General features: G+C 69.3%; 20 protein-coding genes. 5 read left to right on the top strand and 15 right to left on the bottom strand.

Features of this window, described 5'->3' with window-relative positions; translation table 11 throughout:
* Positions 1 to 12: 12 nt before the first annotated feature.
* A complete protein-coding gene (locus LQ757_RS02610) occupies positions 13 to 930 on the top strand; it encodes a LysR family transcriptional regulator (protein WP_231045640.1) in 918 nt (305 codons plus the stop codon).
* Between the two features lie 111 nt (positions 931 to 1041).
* Positions 1042 to 1815 carry an enoyl-CoA hydratase/isomerase family protein gene (locus LQ757_RS02605; protein WP_231045639.1) on the top strand — a complete coding sequence of 258 codons (774 nt, stop codon included), beginning with the start codon at positions 1042 to 1044 and terminating at the stop codon, positions 1813 to 1815.
* A gap of 92 nt (positions 1816 to 1907) precedes the next feature.
* On the opposite strand, the gene LQ757_RS02600 is transcribed toward LQ757_RS02605, so the two are convergent.
* The 9 genes from LQ757_RS02600 to LQ757_RS02560 form a co-directional block, all read right to left on the bottom strand.
* Positions 1908 to 3440, bottom strand: coding sequence for a CoA-acylating methylmalonate-semialdehyde dehydrogenase (locus LQ757_RS02600; protein ID WP_231045638.1), 1533 nt, complete (start codon positions 3438 to 3440; stop codon positions 1908 to 1910).
* Positions 3441 to 3443: 3 nt separating this feature from the next.
* Positions 3444 to 4772 carry an aspartate aminotransferase family protein gene (locus LQ757_RS02595; RefSeq protein ID WP_231045637.1) on the bottom strand — a complete coding sequence of 443 codons (1329 nt, stop codon included), beginning with the start codon at positions 4770 to 4772 and terminating at the stop codon, positions 3444 to 3446.
* A 187-nt stretch (positions 4773 to 4959) separates the two neighbouring features.
* Positions 4960 to 6102, bottom strand: a complete 1143-nt coding sequence (locus LQ757_RS02590; RefSeq protein WP_231045636.1) for an ABC transporter substrate-binding protein — start codon at positions 6100 to 6102, stop codon at positions 4960 to 4962.
* A gap of 101 nt (positions 6103 to 6203) precedes the next feature.
* Positions 6204 to 7046, bottom strand: coding sequence for an ABC transporter permease (locus tag LQ757_RS02585; protein WP_231045635.1), 843 nt, complete (start codon positions 7044 to 7046; stop codon positions 6204 to 6206).
* Positions 7043 to 7915, bottom strand: coding sequence for an ABC transporter ATP-binding protein (locus LQ757_RS02580; RefSeq protein WP_231045634.1), 873 nt, complete (start codon positions 7913 to 7915; stop codon positions 7043 to 7045). Before LQ757_RS02580 ends, LQ757_RS02585 begins: the two co-directional genes overlap by 4 nt.
* Positions 7912 to 8835 (bottom strand): ABC transporter permease, encoded by a 924-nt coding sequence (locus tag LQ757_RS02575; protein WP_231045633.1) that lies wholly within the window; start codon positions 8833 to 8835, stop codon positions 7912 to 7914. The genes LQ757_RS02580 and LQ757_RS02575 overlap by 4 nt, the downstream gene beginning before the upstream one ends.
* Positions 8832 to 9848, bottom strand: coding sequence for a TIGR03842 family LLM class F420-dependent oxidoreductase (locus LQ757_RS02570; protein WP_231045632.1), 1017 nt, complete (start codon positions 9846 to 9848; stop codon positions 8832 to 8834). Before LQ757_RS02570 ends, LQ757_RS02575 begins: the two co-directional genes overlap by 4 nt.
* A 15-nt stretch (positions 9849 to 9863) precedes the next feature.
* Positions 9864 to 11300 carry a dihydropyrimidinase gene (gene hydA, locus LQ757_RS02565; protein ID WP_231045631.1) on the bottom strand — a complete coding sequence of 479 codons (1437 nt, stop codon included), beginning with the start codon at positions 11298 to 11300 and terminating at the stop codon, positions 9864 to 9866.
* Positions 11301 to 11399: 99 nt separating this feature from the next.
* Entirely contained in the window at positions 11400 to 12248 is an 849-nt protein-coding gene (locus LQ757_RS02560) for a nitrilase-related carbon-nitrogen hydrolase (RefSeq protein WP_231045630.1), read from the bottom strand.
* Positions 12249 to 12484: 236 nt separating this feature from the next.
* On the opposite strand from LQ757_RS02560, the gene LQ757_RS02555 reads away from it, so the two are divergent.
* Positions 12485 to 13882, top strand: a complete 1398-nt coding sequence (locus LQ757_RS02555) for an aminotransferase-like domain-containing protein (RefSeq protein ID WP_231045629.1) — start codon at positions 12485 to 12487, stop codon at positions 13880 to 13882.
* A gap of 82 nt (positions 13883 to 13964) precedes the next feature.
* On the opposite strand, the gene LQ757_RS02550 is transcribed toward LQ757_RS02555, so the two are convergent.
* Together LQ757_RS02550 and LQ757_RS19060 are read right to left on the bottom strand one after the other, a co-directional pair.
* Complete coding sequence (locus LQ757_RS02550) at positions 13965 to 14228, bottom strand: hypothetical protein (protein WP_231045628.1); 264 nt, start codon at positions 14226 to 14228, stop codon at positions 13965 to 13967.
* Positions 14229 to 14246: 18 nt separating this feature from the next.
* The gene (locus LQ757_RS19060; protein ID WP_255680990.1) at positions 14247 to 14372 is read right to left on the bottom strand and encodes a hypothetical protein; all 126 of its coding nucleotides are present in this window, start codon (positions 14370 to 14372) and stop codon (positions 14247 to 14249) included.
* A 158-nt stretch (positions 14373 to 14530) separates the two neighbouring features.
* On the opposite strand from LQ757_RS19060, the gene LQ757_RS02545 reads away from it, so the two are divergent.
* On the top strand, positions 14531 to 15247 hold the full coding sequence (locus tag LQ757_RS02545) for an SOS response-associated peptidase (RefSeq protein WP_231045627.1): 717 nt from the start codon (positions 14531 to 14533) through the stop codon (positions 15245 to 15247).
* 110 nt (positions 15248 to 15357) lie between these two features.
* Here LQ757_RS02545 and LQ757_RS02540 read toward each other — a convergent pair whose 3' ends face one another.
* Positions 15358 to 15672: a DUF1905 domain-containing protein gene (locus LQ757_RS02540; RefSeq protein ID WP_231045626.1), complete on the bottom strand. Its 315-nt coding sequence runs from the start codon at positions 15670 to 15672 to the stop codon at positions 15358 to 15360.
* 130 nt (positions 15673 to 15802) lie between these two features.
* Positions 15803 to 16099: a hypothetical protein gene (locus tag LQ757_RS02535; RefSeq protein WP_231045625.1), complete on the bottom strand. Its 297-nt coding sequence runs from the start codon at positions 16097 to 16099 to the stop codon at positions 15803 to 15805.
* 496 nt (positions 16100 to 16595) lie between these two features.
* On the opposite strand from LQ757_RS02535, the gene LQ757_RS02530 reads away from it, so the two are divergent.
* Entirely contained in the window at positions 16596 to 17681 is a 1086-nt protein-coding gene (locus tag LQ757_RS02530) for a DNA polymerase IV (protein WP_443591070.1), read from the top strand.
* Positions 17682 to 17737: 56 nt separating this feature from the next.
* On the opposite strand, the gene LQ757_RS02525 is transcribed toward LQ757_RS02530, so the two are convergent.
* Both LQ757_RS02525 and LQ757_RS02520 read right to left on the bottom strand, forming a co-directional pair.
* Positions 17738 to 18472 (bottom strand): ETX/MTX2 family pore-forming toxin, encoded by a 735-nt coding sequence (locus LQ757_RS02525; RefSeq protein WP_231045624.1) that lies wholly within the window; start codon positions 18470 to 18472, stop codon positions 17738 to 17740.
* A 116-nt stretch (positions 18473 to 18588) separates the two neighbouring features.
* Positions 18589 to 20751 (bottom strand): elongation factor G, encoded by a 2163-nt coding sequence (locus LQ757_RS02520; RefSeq protein ID WP_308195539.1) that lies wholly within the window; start codon positions 20749 to 20751, stop codon positions 18589 to 18591.
* Positions 20752 to 20760: the final 9 nt, after the last annotated feature.

Here is a 20760-nt window from a genome sequence, read left to right as displayed (position 1 = left end):
TAGCATTGCTTCATGGATGTGAACCGACTCGATCTGCTCCGCGAACTCGCCGAGCGGGGCTCGGTGACCGCCGTGGCCGAGGCCACCGGGCGCACGCCGTCAGCGGTCTCGCAGCAGCTCAAGGTGCTCGAGCGTGAGGCGGGCATGCCGCTCACCGAACGCAGCGGGCGCGGCCTCGTGCTCACGAGCGCCGGCCACGCGCTCGCTCGCAGCGCGGCCGACGTCGCCATCGCGCTCGAGCGCGCGACGGCGTTGTGGGACGAGTTCCGCAACGACCCGAGCGGCGAGGTCACCCTGCTCACCTTCCCGACCATCGGCGCGGCCCTGCTCCCGGGCGTGCTCACCGACCTGCAGTCCATCGCGGGCCTCCAGTTGCGCGCGACCGACCTCGATCCCGAACTCGCCGAGTTCGCCGACCTCACGAGCGACTACGACATCGTGCTCGCCCACACGATGCCGGGCGTGCTGCCGTGGGGCGGCCGCGGGCTTCGAGCCGTGCCGTTGCTCACCGAGCCGCTCGACATCGGCCTGCGTGCCGACCACCGGCTCGCCGAGCGTGCATACGTCACCCCCGCGGACCTCGTCGATGAGACCTGGCTCGGCGTGCCCCCCGGGTTCCCGTTCGAGCGCATCCTGCATGCCATCGAGGAACAGGCCGGGCGGCGCACGAACGTCGGCCAGCGCTTCAGTGACATGCGCATCATCGAGGCGTTCATCGAGGCCGGTCTCGGCATCGCCTTCGTGCCCCGCTTCACCTCAGGCGCCGTGCCCGAGTCGATCGTGCTCAAGCCGCTGCGCGGGGTTGCGTCCGCACGCCAGATCGTCGCACTCGTTCGACCCGATGTCGCCGAGCGACTCGCGGTCCGCACCGTGCTCGACGTGCTCGTATCGCACGCAGCGCGTCTCGAGCAGGCGTACTCCGCCGTGTGAGGTCGCGGTTTCGTCGGACTCGCGAAGAACGGGCGCGCTCGTGGAACCGCGTTCGTGGACGATCTCCAATGACGCCGCCGAATGCGACGCGCCGAACTAGACTCCCGCACCATGAGCGATGACGCGATCCTGTTCGACGTGACCGATGGGCTCGCCCACCTCACCTTCAATCGGCCCGCGCGGCTGAATGCCGTCGATCCCGAAGCGATCGCACTCTGGCAGCGCTATGCACACGAGATCGCCGAACGCGACGACATCGCCGCCGTGCTCCTCGATGCGGGCGGCCGCGCCTTCTGCGCCGGCGGCGATGTGCTCGCGATGTCGCAGCTCGCCGGTTCCGAGCCCGACGCGGGGCGGGTCATCCGATCGCTCGCCGACCAGATCCACGACGGGCACCGCACGCTGCGCGAGAGCGCCAAGCCGATCGTCGCGGCCGTGCAGGGCCCGGTCGCCGGAGGCGGACTCGGATTCATGCTCGTCGCCGACATCATCGTCGCGTCCGACCGCGCCACGTTCGCGAGCAGATATGCGGATGTCGCGCTGACGCCCGACTGCGGGGTGAGCACGCTGCTTCCCGAGGCCGTCGGCACCCGGCGCGCACTCGAGCTCACGCTCACCTCGCGTACGTTGTCGGCGGCCGAGGCGCTCGACTGGGGGCTCGTGGCCGAGGTCGTCGCACCCGAGTCGCTCGAGGCCCGCGCGCGCGCGATCGCGGGGTCATGGCTCGACGGTGCGGTGGCGGCCTTCGGCCAGGCCAAGCGGCTCGTACGCTCGGGGCTCGCGCGGCCATTCCAGGAGGCGCTCGACGACGAGGCCCGCACGATCGCCGCCGCCTTCGTCACCCCTGAGGCGCAGGCCCGGATCGCCGCCTTCTCGAAGCGCTGAGCTGGGCTCGCCGGTCGAGCAGCGGAGTGTATCGAGACCACGCCGGTTGGTCTCGATACGGCGCTTCGCGCCTACTCGACCGACGAGACGGCTCAGTCGTGCTGCGGGAACCCGAGGTTGATCCCGCCGTGGCTCGGGTCGAGCCAGCGCGACGTGATCGCCTTCTCCTGCGTGTAGAAGTCGAAGCCGCGCGGGCCGTACGACTTCGCGTGCCCGAACAGCGAATCCTTCCAGCCGCCGAACGAGTGGTACGCGACGGGCACGGGGATCGGCACGTTGATGCCGACCATGCCGACCGTCACCTCGCGCTGGAAGCGCCGGGCGGCCCCGCCGTCGTTCGTGAAGATCGCCGTGCCGTTGCCGTAGCGGCTGTCGTTGATGATCCCGAGGCCCTCCTCGTAGCCCTCGACACGCACGACCGACAGCACGGGCCCGAAGATCTCGTCGCGGTACACCGCCGACGAGACGGGCACCTTGTCGACGAGTGTCGGCCCCATCCAGAAGCCGTCGGCGTCGCCGTCGATCTCGTGTTCGCGTCCGTCGACCACGACGTCGGCGCCGTCCGTTCGGGCGGTGTCGACGTAGCCGGCGACCTTGTCGCGGTGCTCGCGGGTGATGAGCGGACCCATGTCGGTGCCGCGCGTGCCGTCGCCGACCGTGAGACGCGCCATCCGCTCGCGCACCTTTCCGACGAAGGCGTCGGCGACCGAGTCGACCGCGAGCACGACCGAGATCGCCATGCAGCGCTCGCCCGACGAGCCGAAGCCCGCGTTGACCGCGGCATCGGCCGCGAGGTCGAGGTCGGCGTCGGGCAGCACGAGCATGTGGTTCTTCGCGCCGCCGAGCGCCTGGACGCGCTTGCCCGCTGCGGTGCCGTGCTCGTAGATGTACTTCGCGATGGGCGTCGAGCCGACGAACGAGACGGCCCGCACGGTCGGGTGCTCGAGGAGCGCGTCGACCGCGATCTTGTCGCCGTGCACGACGTTGAGCACGCCGTCGGGCAAGCCCGCCTCCTGCAACAGGTGGGCGAGCCAGATCGAGGCCGACGGATCCTTCTCGGAAGGCTTCAGTACCACCGTGTTCCCTGTCGCGATCGCGAGCGGGAAGAACCACAGCGGTACCATCGCCGGGAAGTTGAACGGGCTGATGATTCCGACGACGCCGAGCGGCTGACGCACCGTGTAGACGTCGATGCCCGACGAGGCGTTCTCGGAGTACTCGCCTTTCGTGTACTCGGGCAGCGCGCACGCGAGCTCGACGACCTCCAAGCCGCGCGCGATCTCGCCGAGCGCGTCTGCCGTGACCTTGCCGTGCTCGCTCGTGAGGATCGCGGCGAGCTCCTTACTGCGGCCGGCCAGCAGCTCGCGGAACCGGAACATCACCGCCTGGCGCTTGGCGATCGACGTGTCGCGCCACGCGGGGAACGCCCGGGCCGCGGCCTGCACGGCCGCGTCGACGTCCTCGGTCGACGCGAAGCGCACGCGCTTCTGCTCGACGCCGAGCGCGGGGTTGTAGACGGGCCCGCTGCGGTCGGATGACCCGGCGACGGATGCCCCGTCGATCCAGTGTTCGACCATCGCGGTGGTGGCGCCCGATGCTTGGGATTCAGTCAGTGTCTGGCTCATGAGTCAGCCCTCTCCTTCGAGTGCGGTGCTCAATACTTCATCGTAGATCGCCATCGCGTCGGCGACCTCCTCAGCCGTGACCACGCACGGCGGCACCACGTGGATTCGGTTGTCCATCACGAACGGCAGCAGGCCGCGCCCGACGAGCGCGGACTTGATGCGCCCCATCGCGGCGGCCGGCAGCGGCTCGCGGGTTTTGCGGTCGGTGACGAGCTCGACGGCCCAGAACACGCCCTCGCCGCGCACCTCGCCGATGACCTCGTGCCGTTCGGCGAGGTCTTCGAGCGCGGGCCCGATCGACTCGGCGCCGATCTCGCGGGCGTGCTCGACGATGCCCTCGGACGCCATCGCGTCGACGGTCGCGACGATCGACGCCATCGCGAGCGGATGCCCCGAATAGGTCAGCCCGCCAGGGAACACGCGGTCGTCGAACGTGGCGGCGATCGGGTCGGAGATGACCACGCCGCCGACCGGCACGTACCCCGAGTTCACGCCCTTGGCGAAGGTGATGAGGTCGGGGCGGACGTCGTAGCCGTCGAAGGCGAACCACCGGCCGCTGCGGCCGAACCCGCACATCACCTCGTCGAGGATCAGCATGATCCCGTGCCGGTCGCAGAGCTCGCGCACCCCGGCGAGGTACCCGGGCGGCGGCACGAGCACCCCGGCCGTGCCGGGGATGGTCTCGAGCAGCACGGCCGCGATCGACGACGGCCCTTCGGCCTCGATGACGCGTCGCAGGTGGCGCAGGGCGCGCTCGGACTCCTCTTCGGGGCTCGACGCCCAGAACTCCGAGCGGTAGAGGTAGGGGCCGAAGAAGTGTACGTGCGCCCGCGCGAACTCGTTGGGCACGCGCCGCCAGTCACCCGTCGCGACGACCGCGGCGCCCGTGTTGCCGTGGTACGAGCGGTACGTCGACAGGATCTTGTCGCGACCCGTGTGCAGGCGCGCCATGCGGATCGCGTTCTCGTTCGCGTCGGCGCCGCCGTTGGTGAAGAACACCTTGTGGAATCCGGATGGCGCGCGCGCGACGATGCGCTTCGCGGCTTCGCCGCGCGCGAGATTCACCGTCGACGGCGCGATGGTCGTCAGCAGCTCGGCCTGTTCGCGGATCGCCTGGACGACCGCCGGATGCTGGTGTCCGATGTTGACGTTCACGAGCTGGCTCGAGAAGTCGAGGTACTCGCGCCCGGCGTGGTCCCAGACCCGGGTACCCCTGCCGCTCGCGACGGTGAGCGTCGAGAGCTGCGACTGCGCCGACCAGGAGTGGAAGACGTGGTCCTTGTCGAGCTCGCGCGCGAGTTCGTCGAGACCCTCGGTGAGGCTTTCGGTCATGGCTGCGCTGCCTTTCTGTGTGTCGTCGTGGGTTGAGGAGCGCCGCGCGAAGCGCGACGCGTCTCGAAATCCGACCCGGTGGCGATTGGGTTTCGAGACGCACCCTTCGGGTGCTCCTCAACCCGCTCGACTCCGTCTCGCGGTTTCGAGACGGCGCTGGCGCGCCTCCTCAACCCACGAGCGTTGTTTAGTTGCCGCCCTCTTGGAGTTCGACGTCGACGGGCGCGAAGTCCTCGCCTCTGACGTCGACCCCGTCGGCCTCCAGCGCCTCGAGCGCCTGGTCGACGTAGTCGTTCGTGAACGCCGACGCGGGCGGGTCGGTCGTGATGACCTGTGCCCCGTCTTGATTCTTCGTGGCGAGGGCCATCTCGACGGTGGCGTTCCACTGGTCCTCGTTGATGTGGCCGACGCCGCTCGTCGACGGCCAGATGAGCTTGTTGATCTCATTCGCCATCCAGAGCTGGTGGCTCGTGCCCAGCGTCGAGCCGGCTTCGGTCACCGCATCGGCGGCGGCCTGCGGGTCGTCGCGCTGGTCGATCCACCCGAGGATGGCGCCCTGGATGAGCTTCACCGCGGTGTCGGCGTACGCCTCGTCGGACTCGAGCCGCTCGGTGTTCGCCCAGATCGCGTCCTGGAGCATCGAGGTGCCGACCTCATTCCAGTCGATGACCGAGAAGTCCTCGGGCTGGTAGAGCTCGCCGGTCTCGGGGTTCACGGCCTCGAGCAGCTGCGCGTACTCGTTGTACGTCATCGCCTGGGCGGCATCGATCTCCTTGTTCAGCAGCGCGTTCATGTCGAAGTTCTGCTGCACGATCGTGTAGCCCGACGCGTTCGCCTCGGTGAGGCCCGCGAAGAGCTCCCACTCGTTGCCGAAGCCCCAGCTGCCGACCTGCTTGCCGGAGAGGTCGGCCGGCGTCTCGATGCCGCTGTCGGCCCACGAGACCTGCAGCGTGCCGCTGCGCTCGAAGATCTGCGCGATGTTCGTGATGTTCGCGCCGGCCTCGATCGACGCGAGTGCCTTCGGCACCCAGGCGATCGCGAAGTCGACGTCGCCCGCGGCCAGAACGTCTTGCGGCACGATGTCGACCGCGCCGGGGATGATCTCGACGTCGAGGCCGAGATCCTCCCAGTACCCGTTGGCCTTCGCGAGGTAGTAGCCGCCGAACTGGGCCTGCGTGAGCCACTGCAGCTGGAGGGTCACGGGCGTGAGCTCGCCGCCCCCGCCGTCTGTGGCCTCGCCCCGATCGGTGCCCCCGGCGGTGCACCCGGCGAGCGCGAGCGCGGTCGCGGCGGCTGCCGCCGCGAATGCGGCGATCCTGTTGCGCTTCATCTCTGCGTTCCTCTCTTGGTGGTGGTGCTGTGGTGCGGATCCGACCGGCTGGTGCCGGTGGCTGGGGCCGGCGCGGGCCTGGTCGACCGGCGCGGCGCGGTTCAGCGGTGTCGGGACGCGATCCTCTCGATCAGGCTCGTGAGTGCGAAGAACAGCAGGCCGAGCAGGATGGCGCCGACGACGAACGCCCAGGCTCGGGCATAGGCGCTGGATGCCGCGGCGGTCGTGATGGCCGAGCCGAGGCCCTGCCTCGGGCCGCCGAAGTACTCGGCGACGAGGGCGGAGATCACGGCGAGGGACGAGGCGATGCGCAGACCGGTGAAGAAGTGCGGCAGCGCCGAGGGGATGGTGACGAATCGGGTCTCCTGCGAGCGGGTCGCGGCGTAGGAGCGCATGAGGTCGCGGTGCACCGGGCGGACCTGCCGGAGTCCGCGCAGCGTGTTGAGGAACACGGGCACGAACGCGGCGAGGGAGGCGATGATGATGCGCGCCACCTCGGAGGTCGACCCGAACATCGTGTACAGCACGGGGGCGAGGGCCACGATCGGCACCACCGCGACCGCGGCGACGACCGGCGCCAGCATGCCGTCGATCGCACGGATGAGCGACGCGACGATCGCGAGCAGCACGCCGACGACCGCGCCGATGACGAGCCCGACGAGCGCGTTGAACCCGGTGACGAGCGTCGCCTCGAGCACTTGCGGCGCGTACTGCACGAGCTGGGTCCAGATCGCCGAGGGGCTCGCGAGCACGAACGGCGGGATGCCGAGCGAGACGACCACGAGTTCGGCGAGCAGCACGAGCACGATGAACAGCGCGACCGGCGGCAGCACGAGCCGGGCGAACCGTCGCAGCGGGCGGTCGCCGGTGCGACGGCGGCGGGGTTCCGACGTCGCGGGCGGAGTGAGCTGCGTCGCGATCGCGGTGTCGGGCAGCCCGGTCATCGCACATCCACTCCTCGCGGTGCGGCGGCAGCCGCCGCGGGCCCGTGGAGCGCCTCGCGCACCGCGGTGACGCCCTCGAAGAACGCGGCGTCCTCGCGGAGGTCTTCGCCGCGCTCGCCGGCCTCGCCGAGTCGCACGTCGATCTCTGCGGTGATGCGACCCGGACGCGGCGACATCACCACCACGCGGTCCGAGAGGTACACCGCCTCTGGGATCGAGTGGGTCACGAACACCACAGCCGCGCCGGTCTCCGCGCGGATGCGGAGCAGCTCGGTCTGCATGCGCTCGCGGGTCATCTCATCGAGCGCGCCGAACGGCTCGTCCATGAGCAGGAGTCTCGGCCGCTCGGCGAGCGAGCGGGCGATCGCCACGCGCTGCTGCATGCCGCCCGAGAGCTGGTCGGGGTAGTGCTTCGCGAAGTCGGCGAGGCCGACGAGGTCGAGCAGCTCCGCCACTCGGGCACGGCGATCGGCGGCCCCCATGCCGTGCAGCTGGAGCGGCAACTCGATGTTCGCCGCGACGCTGCGCCAGGGCAGCAGACCCGCCTGCTGGAACGCGATGCCGTACGCCTGCTCGACGCGAGCCTGCCGCGCCGTCTTGCCGAACACCCGGATGTCGCCCGCGGTCGGCTCGTCGAGATCGGCGATCAGCCGCAGCAGCGTGGACTTGCCGCAGCCTGACGGGCCGATGAGCGAGACGAATTCCCCCCCGTGCACCGTGAGCTCGATGCCGGTCAGGGCGGTGACGGTCGCGCCCTTCGCCCCCGGGAAGATGCGCTCGACCTCGCGGACGACCACGGCCTCGGTCGCATCGGCGACCTGCGTCGGCTCGGGGGCGGCAGCGGTCGGCTGGGGCGCGGGGTTGCTCATGCGACGGTCTCCTGACGGCGGAACGGGCTGAGGAAGGCGGCGAGGAGGGCGACGAAGCCGGCGGCGACGAGGCCGAGCAGTACGGCGCCGAGGATCGGTGCCCACGGCTTGGCCGGGTCGCTCGATGCGGCGACCGCGGTCTCGAGGATGAGCCGGCCGATGCCGCCCGTGAACCCGACCGAGATCTCGGCGACGACCGTGCCGACGACGGCATTCGCGGCGGCGAGCCGCAGGGCGGGGATGAGGAACGGGACGCTCGCCGGCAATCGGAGGCGGAACAGCGTGGGCCACCATCCCGCCGCGTAACTGCGCATGAGGTCGAGGTGCGCGGCGTCGGGGCTCTGCAGGCCCCGCAGCGCGCCGACTGCGACCGGGAAGAACGCGAGGTAGCTCGCGATGACCACGACCGACATCCAGCTCTCCCACGAGAACGCGCCGAACTCGAGCCGGGAGCCCCAATTGCGGATGAGGGGTGCGAGTGCGATGAGCGGCACGGTCTGGCTGAGGATCACGAACGGCAGCACGGCCCGCTCGGCGATGCGGAACCCGAGCATGAGCAGCGCGAGCCCGAATCCCACGATGACGCCGACCAGCCACCCGAGCGCGGCGACGCCGAGGCTGACGAGCGCAGCGAGGAGCACGACCGCCCCGAGCGGCAGCGCACCCGGCGCGCGGGTCACGGGCTCGGCGGCACGCGTGAACATCTCCCAGGCGTGGGGCATGGCCTGATCGCTCGTGCGCGGCAGCAGCCGGATGCCGCTGCCGGTCACTCCCTCTTGCGCACCGATCAGCCAACCGTCGGCCGGACCGACGAGCTTGTACAACTCCCACACCGCGGCGAGCGCGATCAGGCCGAGCGCACCCCAGAGCACGACGCGCCAGCGGCGCGCTCGCCGGATCGCCGGAGTCGTCGTCGTCATGCCTTTGCTCTGATGTGCGCGGTCATCGCGGGGATCACCGTCTCGCCGTACACGCGGAGCGTCTCCTCCTTGTTGTCGTGCTGCAGGTAGCCGGCGAACTGGTCGACGCCGAGCTCTGCGAGCTGCTTGAGCTTGTCGAGGTGCTGGTCGGCCGTGCCGAGCAGGCAGAACCGGTCGACGATCTCGTCGGGCACGAACTGGGTGTGCACGTTGCCCGCACGCCCGTGCTCGTTGTAGTCGTAGCCCTCGCGTCCCTTGATGTAGTCGGTGAGCGCGTCGGGCACCGTGCCGTGCATGCCGTACTTCGCGACGATGTCGGCGACGTGATTGCCGACCATGCCGCCGAACCAGCGGCACTGGTCGCGCATGTGCGCCCAGTCGTCGCCGATGTAGAACGGTGCCGCCACGCAGAACTTCACCGACATCGGGTCGCGGCCGGCCGCCTCAGCGGCATCGCGCACCGACTTGATCATCCAGGCTGCGATGTCGACGTCGGCGAGCTGCAGGATGAAGCCGTCGCCCACCTCCCCCGCGAGCTTGAGCGCCATCGGCCCGTACGCCGCCACCCACACCTCGAGTTCCGAGCCGCGACTCCAGGGGAACTGGATCGTCGACCCCTTGTACTCGACCGGCCGCGAATTGCCGAGCTCACGGATGACGTGGATCGACTCGCGCAGCTCGGCGATGGTCACCGGCTTGCCGTTCGTGACGCGCACGGCCGAGTCGCCTCGGCCGATGCCGCACACGGTGCGGTTCCCGAACATCTCGTTGAGCGTCGCGAACACCGAGGCCGTGACCGTCCAGTCGCGGGTCGCGGGGTTGGTTACGAACGGGCCGACCTTGATGCGCTGGGTTTGCGCGAGGATCTGGCTGTAGATCACGTACGGCTCCTGCCAGAGCAGGTGCGAGTCGAACGTCCACACGTGCGTGAAGCCGTGCGTCTCCGCGAGCTTCGCGAGCTGGATGGTGCGCGACGCCGGCGGGTTGGTCTGCAGGACCGCTCCGAATTCCATCCGTTCCTCCGATCCCTAGAGCAGGTACTGGCTGAGGCCGCGCTTGAGGAACTGCCCGTCGCCCTTGGCGCCGAGGTACTCGTCGCCGTCGACGACGACCTTGCCGCGCGAGAGCACGGTGTCGACGTGGCCGTCGATCTCGTAGCCCTCATAGGCCGAGTAGTCCATGTTCATGTGGTGCGTCTTGTCGATGCCGATCGAGGTGTGCCCGTTCGGGTCGTAGACGACGATGTCGGCGTCGGCTCCGGGTTGGATGACGCCCTTTCGGCCGGCGAGCCCGAACATGCGCGCTGGCGTCGTGCTCGTGAGCTCGACCCACCGTTCGAGGGTGATCTCGCCGGTGACGACGCCCTGGTACATGAGGTCCATGCGGTGTTCGATGCCGCCGATGCCGTTCGGGATCTTGCGGAAGTCGGACAAGCCAAGGTCCTTCTGGTCCTTCATGCAGAACGGGCAGTGGTCGGTCGAGACCATCTGCAGGTCGTTCGTGCGCAGCGCCTGCCACATGGCGTGCTGGTGGCCGTCGGCTCGCGAACGCAGGGGCGTCGAGCACACCCACTTCGCGCCCTCGAAGGCACCCCACTGGTCGCTGGATGCACCGAGCTGGTCCTCGAGCGACAGGTAGAGGTATTGCGGGCAGGTCTCGCCGAAGACGTTCCAGCCCTTGTCGCGCGCGGTCGCGAGCTGTTCGACGGCCTGCTTCGCGCTCACGTGCACGACGTACAACGGGGCATCCGCCACCTTCGCGAGCATGATCGCGCGGTGCGTGGCCTCCTCCTCCATCTCCCAGGCGCGGGCGATGCCGTGATAGTACGGATCTGTCTTGCCCTGGTCGACGAGCTGCTGCGCGAGCACGTCGATCGCGGGGCCGTTCTCTGCGTGCATCATCGTGAGCATGCCCGTGTCACGCGAGACCTGCATGGCCTTGAGGACTTGCGCGTCATCGGAGTAGAAGACGCCGGGGTACGCCATGAACAACTTGAAGCTCGAGACGCCCTCGTCAGGCAGCCGGCGCATCGCGGCGAGCGAGGCGTCGTTCACGTCGCCCACGATCTGGTGGAAGCCGTAGTCGATCGCGCAGTTGCCGGCCGCCTTCTCGTGCCACGCCGCCAGCCCGTCTTCGACGCGCTGGCCGTAGGTCTGCACGGCGAAGTCGATGATCGACGTCGTGCCGCCGTGCGCTGCGGCCCGGGTTCCGGTCTCGAAGGTGTCGGATGCCTCGGTGCCGCCGAACGGCAACTGCATGTGCGTGTGCGCGTCGATGCCGCCGGGGATGACGTACTTTCCGCTCGCGTCGATGACGCGGTCGACGGATGCCGCGACATCGGTTCCGAGCAGGTTGCTGCCCGGTTCGAGCACGGCACGGATGGTCTCGCCGTCGATGAGCACGTCGGCGGGCGCGCGGCCGGTGGCGCTGACGACGGTGCCGCCGGTGATGAGGGTCGTGGTCACTGCTGCTCCATTCTCTTCGTCGATCGAGTAGGGCCGCCAGGCCCGTATCGAGATCACTGCACTGGGTCTCGATACGCGCTTCGCGCTACTCGACCGGCGTCACGGCTTCGGGATCGAGGTGTACGACTCGGGCCGGCGGTCTCGGTAGAACTGCCAGGCGTTGCGCACGTCGCGGACCATGTCGAGGTCGAGGTCGCGAACGACGACCTCTTCGTGCTCTCCCGAGCCGTAGTCGCCGACGATGTTGCCCTGCGGGTCGACGAACTGGCTCATGCCGTAGAAGTTCACGGCCAGCTCGCCGTACTCGTTGTCTTCGAGGCCCACCCTGTTCGCCGCACCGATGAAGTAGCCGTTGGCCGCCGCGGCGGCGGGCTGCTCGATCTCCCAGAGCCGGTTCGAGAGGCCCGGCTTCGTCGCGTTGGGGTTGAACACGATCTGGGCGCCGTTGAGGCCGAGCTCGCGCCATCCCTCGGGGAAGTGCCGGTCGTAGCAGATGTACACGCCGATCGGGCCGACCGCGGTGTTGAACACCGGGTAGCCGAGGTTGCCGGGGCGGAAGTAGAACTTCTCCCAGAACTTGTCGAGGTTCGGGATGTGGTGCTTGCGGTACGACCCGAGGATCGTGCCGTCGGAGTCGACCACCACCGCGGTGTTGTAGTAGACGCCCGGCTGCTCCTCTTCGTAGATCGGCAGCACCATGACCATGCCGAGCTCCTTCGCGAGCGCCGCGAAGCGCTGCACGATCGGGCCGTCGGCCGGCTCCGCGTAGTCGTAGTACTTCACGTCTTCGGTGATGCCGAAGTACGGGCCGTAGAAGAGCTCCTGGAAGCAGATCACCTCGGCGCCCTGCGCCTTCGCATCGCGGGCGAACTGCTCGTGCTTGTCGAGCATCGACTGCTTGTCGCCGGTCCAGGTCGTCTGCGTGATGGCCGCTCTGACGATCGTCATGTTGCCTCCTGAGTCGGTCGGCGCCGTTGCCGTCCGTCGGTAGGTGCGAGGTTCTGCCTACCGGGCGGTGGTACAACGCCGAGTGGTGGTGCCGATGGATGCTGCCCGACGGGCCTCGCGACCCGTTCTGTTATTGTTCGGCGTGAACATTTCCTTTATGTTTCACCTTGTGACGTGGTGGTTAATCATCCTGTCGCCTGCGGCGTAAGGAGGCAATGGTGCGATCGAGTATTCGCATGGATGTCTCGAGCCTCACGTCGCTCGCGCCCTTCAGCGACACGACGCCGAAGGGAATCGCCGGCGATCTCGCCCGGCTGGTGACGAGCGGCGAGCTCGAGGCCGGCGCCCGCCTGCCCACGGTGCGCGAGCTCGCGACCGAGCTGGGCGTGAGCCCGGCCACCGTCAGCCAGGCCTGGCAGGCGCTCGCCCGCGCCGGTCTGATCGAATCGCGCGGCCGTGCGGGCAGCTTCGTGCGCGAGGCATCCGCCGGTCGTCTCGCACTGCGCATGCGCGGCATGGCCGCACCCGACGACCCGGTGCGCCTCGACCTCTCGCGCGGCACCCCCGACCCGCTGCTGCTGCCCGCGCTCGCGCCCGCCCTCTCGCGCGTCTCGGCCCGCGCCGAGACCGGCAGCTACCAGTCGGTGCCGGTGATCCCCGGGCTCGCGAGCGTCCTCGCCGATTCGTGGCCGTCGGCGGCGGAGCGCATCATGGTCGTCGACGGCGCGCTCGACGCACTCTCGCGCACGCTCGAACAGGTCGTGCGCTTCGGCGACCGGGTCGTGGTGGAGCATCCCGGGTTCCCGCCGTTCCTCGACCTGCTCGACGTGCTCGGCACCGTCGCCGTGCCGGTCGCACTCGACGACCAGGGCATGGTTCCCGACGCGCTCGCGGTCGCGTTGCGCAGCCGGCCGGTTGCGGCGCTCGTGCAGCCACGGGCCCAGAACCCCACTGGAGCGTCGATGACGACCGACCGTGCCGAGGCGCTCGCGCGGGTCATCCGCTCCGACCAGCACGGCGACGCGCTCATCGTGATCGAAGACGACCACTCGGGCATGATCTCGACCGAGGGCGACGTGACGCTCGGAACCTGGTTGCCTGCGCAGGTCGTGCACGTGCGCAGCTTCTCGAAATCGCACGGCCCAGACCTCAGGATCGCCGCGCTCGGCGGGCCGCGCGAGCTCATCGACCGCATCACCGCGCGTCGCATGCTCGGACCGGGGTGGACGTCGCGCATGCTGCAGACGATCCTGCTCGACCTGCTCACCGACGGGTCGTCGCTCGACGCCGTCGCCGAGGCGCGCCGGCAGTACTTCTCGCGGCAGCGGGCCCTCGGCGATGCGCTGCGGGTGCGGGGGGTGACGGTTGCGCCGGCAGACGGGGTCAACCTGTGGATGCCGGTCGTGAGCGAGCGGTCGGCCCTCGTGCAGCTCGCAGCGGCGGGCATCCGGGTGGCGGCGGGATCGCCGTTCCTCGCGGCGGCCAACGGCGCCGACACGGTCGGCAGCGGCGCGCGGGCCCGGGCTCGGCGCGAGTACGTGCGCGTGACCGTCGGCATGGTGCGCGACGGGGTCGACGAGGTCGCCGACGCCCTCGCGACGGCGGCGCAGCATGTGGTGGCGGGGGGCTACTGAACCGAAACGCCCGCGTCGGCGACGCGGGAAGGTGGCGCGTGGACGAAAACGGCCGGCGTCATGCCGAAGGGTTCACCGCCGTTCACCGCCGGGGCGCGTCCGGAGGGCCGACGCCGTCGAACTCACGTCGTAGATACTTCGGAGCCTGGATGCGCCACGCCTCGGTCACCAGCTCAACGAGGTGGCCGTCGTCGATGGCGGCCATACGGAACGCGACCTTCGGCTCGCTCCAGCTCGTCGTGGTGCGCAGGAACACCTCAGGTGCCATCTCGATGAGTGCGAGTGCGTCGATGCGCTCGGCGACCTTCACCCCGACGACGAGCTCGTCGGCGATCACTTCGCGCATGTCGGCGGGGATGCTCGGCTAGGGATGGCACTCCCACGCGTACAGCTTGCCCCGGACGAACCACGCGGCGCCGCCCATCGTCGCGCGCTCCTCACTGCCGAGCAGCCCATCGGCGGTGCGGCGCAGGTCGTCGAGGGTGGCCATGCGGCGAGCCTATGCCGCACCACCGACCGCCGGCGCGTGCGTCGAGGCCCATGGTCACCGACGACTGGACTCCATGCGTGTCGAACGCATCGGCCCGAACCGCTGGCGTCGGTCGGAGGTGGATGGAATGGTGGTGACAGGAGCGCGAGGGAGTTGTCATGTGCGGAAGGTTCGTCGTCTCGCAGAAGGTCACCGATCTGACCGACGTGTTCGACGCCGAGAACGACTACGAGGACTGGGAGCCTCGCTTCAGCCTCGCGCCGACCGACACGGTTCCGATCGTGCGCGAACGACCCGACTCGAAGACCGGCGAGTTCGTGCGTCGCGTCGAGCCGGCCGTGTGGAACTTCCACCCGGCGTTCATGCGCGACTCGAAGCGGCCGCAGTTCAACAGCCGCATCGAGACCGTCGCCACGAACGGTTTGTGGAAGGGCGCATTCGCGTCAGGTCGGTGCATCGTGCCGATGCACGGGTACTACGAATGGACCGGTGAACCCGGCCACAAGCAGGCGCATTTCCTGCGTGGGCCCGACGAGCTGCTCGCGGCGGCCGGCATCTCCACGGCGCGCAAGCTCGACGACGGCACTTGGGAGGTCTCGACGTCGATCATCACCCGCGAGGCGCGCGACGCGAGTGGAGAGATCCACGATCGCATGCCGGTCTACCTGCCGCTCGACGCGGTCGACCGCTACCTCGACGCCGCGAAGCTCGACGCGGGCGGCATGCAGGCCATGGTCGACTTCCTGATCGAGGCATCCGACAAAGTCGCCCCCACGATCACCGAGTACGAGGTCGACCCGCGCGTGAACAACCAGCGACGCATCGACCCGACCGACCCGACCCTCATCGAGCCCCTCGAGGGAAGCGAGATCTGATCCCCGTCGGGAGCGCCGGCGTCGAGAATCCGGTCACGCTCGAGAGATGGGCCATCCGCTCGGCTCGACGGTGACCGCATGACATCACCGCGGGTCTACACATCCCCGCCTCAGGAACGCCGCTGGGTGAGACGCACGTGCACGGAGTCGCCGGCCCGCTTACGGATGACCCGACGCACGGCCGCTGTGACGGCGAGCTTGTGCCGGCCGTCGCCGAGCGCCATGAAGGAGCCGGTGAACGGCTCACCGTCGACCTCGCCCGACACCTTCACCAGACCATGGGTGCCGAAGAACTCGGGTGAGTCCGGCCAGATCACGTAGGTCCAGCCGCCCGCAGCCGGGCTCCTCTCGAGTACGGCGTCGAACGATGCGTCGATCATCCCGACTCCGGCGCCTGCGCTCCGCGGCCTCGTCACGGTGGTCATGATGCCTCGTTCTGGTGGGGTTCCACCAGTGAGTCGGATCCGGAACGGCGATCTCGACCGGGGGTTGGCCCCAGGTGACGGGTCCGTTCAGCTCACGAGGTACGGATGACGACCTCGGGTGATGCGTCGCTCACTTCCTCCGGCGACGGTCCAGCGTCTCACGGAGGAGGACGGTGTGCTCATCGGGTCGTTTGATCGGCCGCTCGAGCATGCGCGCGAGCGGCGAAACCGCGACGAGCACGAGTCCCAGAGTGAGCAGGATCTGCGCGAGGAGATCGGCGGCCCTCAGCGCGATGAATGGAGGCATCCCATCGGGACCGATCATTCCGTTCGCGAGCTCTGTCGCGAACAAGGACGCGACGACGCCGAGGCATGCGAGCACGAGTCCGGCAACGAACATCTGCAGAGAACTGAGCTTGGGCGCCACGATTCCCTCTCGGTCTGGGTCTCCCTGAGAATAGCCGAGCCGCCACCGCCGTAGACGACCGTCGGGCGAGTACCGACAACGTTCTGGAACGAGCGGGCCGCGTGGGCGTGCCACGGCCTCCGAAGCTCCGGACCATGCGGCGAGCCCACCGGGCGCCAAGGATCCCTCCGTGCCACCAATATGCTCGCGCACATGGAATCACCGGCGTGTTGATGATCGTGCTCATCTACCTGGTGCCGATCGCGATCGGTTGCCTTCTCCTCTACCTGGTCGTCCGGACAGCTGTGCTGAGCGCACTCCGAGCACACGAGCGGGAGCGACAGCCGAACGAGACCGTATAGAGCACGCCCACGTGCCGGAGGCCGAGGTCGGTGAAGAACGCGATCGCTGCTGCGGGGTCACGAACGGCGATGCCAATGTTCTCCGAGTCTGATGGCCGTGCGTTGCATGCCACCGAGCGGAGGCGATCGTCGGCCGCTCGCGGCAGACTGGGCATGTGAGCCAAGGCAGTCGCGCATGGGTGCTGCACGTCGACCTCGACCAGTTCATCGCTGCGGTCGAGGTGCTGCGGCGTCCCGAGCTCGTGGGCAAGCCGGTGATCGTCGGCGGCCGCGGCGATCCGACCGAGCGTGCCGTGGTCTCCACGGCCTCCTACGAGGCGCGCGAGTTCGGCGTCGGGTCGGGCATGCCGTTGCGCATCGCAGCCCGCAGGGCGCCCGACGCGATCATCCTCCCCGTCGACCACGAGGCCTACAACGAGGCATCCGCCGAGGTCATGGCGACCCTCCGCGCGCAGCCTGGCGCGGTCGTACAGGTGCTCGGGTGGGACGAGGCGTTCGTCGGCGTGCAGACCGACGACCCCGAGGCATACGCTCACGCGCTGCAGCGGGCCGTCCTCGAGCGCACCCGGCTGCACTGCAGCGTCGGTATCGGCGACACCCTCGTGCGAGCGAAGGTCGCCACGGGCTTCGGCAAGCCGCAGGGAGTGTTCCGGCTCACGGCCGAGAACTGGCTCCGTGTCATGGGCGCCCGGCCGACCGTCGACCTGTGGGGCGTCGGCTCGAAGATCTCGCGGCGCCTCGCCGCGATCGGCATCTCGACGGTGGCCCAGCTGGCCGCCGCAGACCCCGACGCTGACGGCCTCGTCGCCGAGTTCGGCCCGCGGATGGGCCCCTGGTTCGCGCAGCTCGGCCGGGGCGACGGCGCCCGGGTCGTCGACGACGCCCCGTGGGTGGCCCGCGGCCACAGCCGCGAGACGACGTACCAGCACGATCTGACCGGGGCGTCGCAGATCGATGAGGCGATTCGTGAACTGACCGCCCAAGTGCTCGCGGATGTCGCCGCCGAAGGTCGCCCCGTCGTCGGGCTCGCGCTCAAGGTGCGGTACGCGCCGTTCATCACCAAGACGTTCACGAAGAAGGTGCCCGAGACGTTCGACCGCGCGGAGGTGCTGGCGCGGGTGATGGAACTCGTCGAGCGCATCGAACCCGACCGACCGGTGCGCCTCCTCGGGTTGCGGGCCGAGATGCGCATGCCCGAGGAGGCTCGCGACGGGCACACGCCGACGCGCAGCGGGTGGTGAGCGGACCTACCTCCGGGGTAGCCGGCTGGAGCCCTTCACGAACGCACGGCCTGTGATCAGACTTGCACTCCGGTGAGTATCTCGGAGACCTCGACAGCACTGACATCGTACGGCGATTGCTTGGTTGTCACTTCGGATGAGACGCCTTGCACGCCCTTGAATGCGCCCGAAGCGACGACTACGGCAGCATCCCCATTTTGAACGACCTGCACCCCTGGCAGGCCCTTGAGCAGATCCGCGACGCGCACTGCCTTGACTCCGGGGTATCCAGGGACCGACAGTTCAGTCTTTCCCGACACTTGCAACCGCATGCGCCATCCCGGCGAGTACTCGGCCATGGTGACAATCACAGACGCCACAACCCGGGTGTGCGGTGGAACCGGTACCTGTGCGGAGTAGCTCCAGTTCTGAGACACCGTCGTCGTCCACTCTTGAGTCGACCCGACATTCAATTCGGCGCTCGCTTCGACCTTTCCGTCCGCGACGAATGGCACGCCTACCTTGAAGGTCGTCTTCGCGCCGATCTTCAGCCCCTCCTGCAGTGACCACTTGAACGAACTTGTGGTGCTCTTGCTGTCGGAGAAGGTCTGAGTCGCCTGCGCGTCAGTGCCATTGCTGAAGGTGGAACTCGCAATCAGGTGCGGGGTGTGGGCGGCCTCGACCTTGTCGTACGTGAACTCAAGCATCTCGACGACGACACTGTCATTGTTGACGACGTAGTTCGGATTGCGCTTGTGAAACTGCTGATACCAAAAGTCAGCGATTACCTGGTCAACGTCGAGCACACTCATCGGAAGCCCCCCGCTTCACTATTTGTCGGGCTTCGATGCTGAAACCCGCTTGTAGTGTGACCCAACATTTCCCTCTTGTGCAAGAGAGTCCAAGACATCAGAACCGAATGAGGCCCTCAGGCGCGCGCGCCGTTCGGCACCTTCATGTAGCGGTCGGGGGTGATCGTGAGCTCGGCCTGCCCGCCGGTCATCGAGCGCAGGTCGAGCACGTAGCGGGCGAGCTCGGCCTCGGGCACGCTCGCCACGACGCGAGCCCGGCCGTCGTCGGCCGTCTCGGTCGCGCTCACCCGCCCGCGACGGCCCGACAGGTCGGTGAGCACGGTGCCCTGCAACTCTGCCGGCACCGTGACCGTGACGATCGACACCGGCTCGAGCATGACCGTGCCGGCCTCGGCCAACGCTGCCTTCACCCCGATCGACGCGGCCGTGCGGAACGCCATCTCCGACGAATCCACCGAGTGCGACTTGCCGTCGTACAGCTCGACGCGCACGTCGACGACGGGATGTCCCTGCGGACCGCCGCCCGCGAGGGCATCGCGGGCGCCCTTCTCGACTGCCGGGATGTAGGTGCGTGGAACCGAGCCGCCGACGACCTTGTCGACGAACTCGAACCCGCCCCCGGGGGGCAGGGGCGAGACGCGCAACTGCACCACCGCGAACTGCCCGTGCCCGCCGGACTGCTTCTTGAGCTTGCCCTCGACGTCGGCGCTGCCGGCGATCGTCTCGCGGTACGCCACGGGTGCGGGCGCGGTGGTGACGTGCACGCCGAAGACGCGGGCGAGCCGTTCGACGGCGACCTCGACGTGCATGTCGCCGAGGCCGCGCAGGATGGTCTGGTCGGCCGCACGGTCGATGATGAGGGTCGGGTCCTCGGCGACGAGCCGCCCGAGCGCCGTCGACATCTTCTCGTCGTCGGACTGCGTCGCGGGCGTGAGGCTCACTGCGAACACGGCGGGGCGCGTCGGTAACGGGGCGGGGCGGGCGGTTCCTGTCGGGCGCGACCAGAGCAGCGTGCCCGACGGCGACCCGGTCAGCTTGGCGACCGCGCCGACCTCACCGGCGCGCAGCGCCCCGACCTGCAGGTGCTCGGCCCCGCGCAGCTGGAAGAGGCCGTGGATGCGCTCGTCGGCCCCGGTGGTGGCGTTGTGCAGCCGATCACTCGGGCGCAGCACGCCCGAGAGCACCTTGAGCATCGAGACCTGTCCGACGAACGGGTCGGCGACCGTGCGGAAGACGTGCACGAGCGGTTCGCCGTCTGGGTTCGGGGCGACGCGCAGCTCGGCGCCACCCACGGTCGAGGCCGCGCCGGTGCCGCCACCGCCGGTCCCGGCATCCGTGTCGTTCTTGCTCTTCCCGGCCCCACCGACGACGATGCGCGCCTCGCGCTCGAGCGACGACGGCGACAGCTCGCAGATCAGGTCGAGCACGCGGTCGACGCCCGTGCCGGTCAGCCCCGAGCACACGACGACCGGCACGGCGCCGCCCGACGCGACCTCCCTGGCCAAGGTGCGCTCGAGCTCGGCCGGCGACGGCTCGTTGCCCTCGAGGTAGGCCTCGAGCTGCTCATCGTCGTGCGAGACGATCTCTTCGGTCACGTCGAGGTGCATGCGGTGCTCTTCGGCCTCGGCATCGGCGGGCATCGGCGCTTCGTGATGGCTCCCGTCGGCGTCGTATTCGAGCGCCTGCTCACTGAGCACGTCGGCGATGCCGTGGAAGTCCTGCTCCTCACCGAGCGGCAGCTCGAGCGGCCAGAGCTGCTCGCCGAACGCCGCCCTCAGCTCGCCGAGCACGCGATGGAAGTCGGCGCGCGCCTTGTCCTCCTGCGTGATCACCACGATGCGCGGCACACCGGCCGCCCCCGCGGCGGTCCAGACGAACCTCGTGCCCGCCGTGACGCCGTCGACCGCGCTCACGACCACCACCGCGACATCCGACACCGCCAGCGCGACGTCGACGGAGCCGACGAAGTCCGACCGGCCCGGCGTGTCGGCGAGCGTGAGCGTGCACTCGCCGATGTCGCCCGGGGGCGACCAGGTGAGGTGGGCGAGCGAGAGCCCGAGGGTCGTTCCCCGGGCGATCTCTTCGGGCTCGTGGTCGCAGACCGTCGTGCCCTGCTCGACGCTGCCCGCCCTCGGGATGGCGCCGGCGCGGTGCAGCAGCGCTTCGGCGAGCGTGGTCTTGCCCGCCCCGGCCGCGCCCACGAGGGCGACCGTGCGGTGGGTCGAGGTGGGTACCGAGTTCATGGGGCCTCCCGCGCCGGTGCGGATCCGTTCATCCATCGTGTACCT

The sequence above is a fragment of the Agromyces cavernae genome (assembly GCF_021044935.1).
In the GTDB taxonomy this organism is placed as follows: domain Bacteria; phylum Actinomycetota; class Actinomycetes; order Actinomycetales; family Microbacteriaceae; genus Agromyces; species Agromyces cavernae.
The sequence above is the reverse complement of the archived record's forward strand: the minus strand, read 5'-3'. Positions and strand labels throughout refer to the sequence as shown.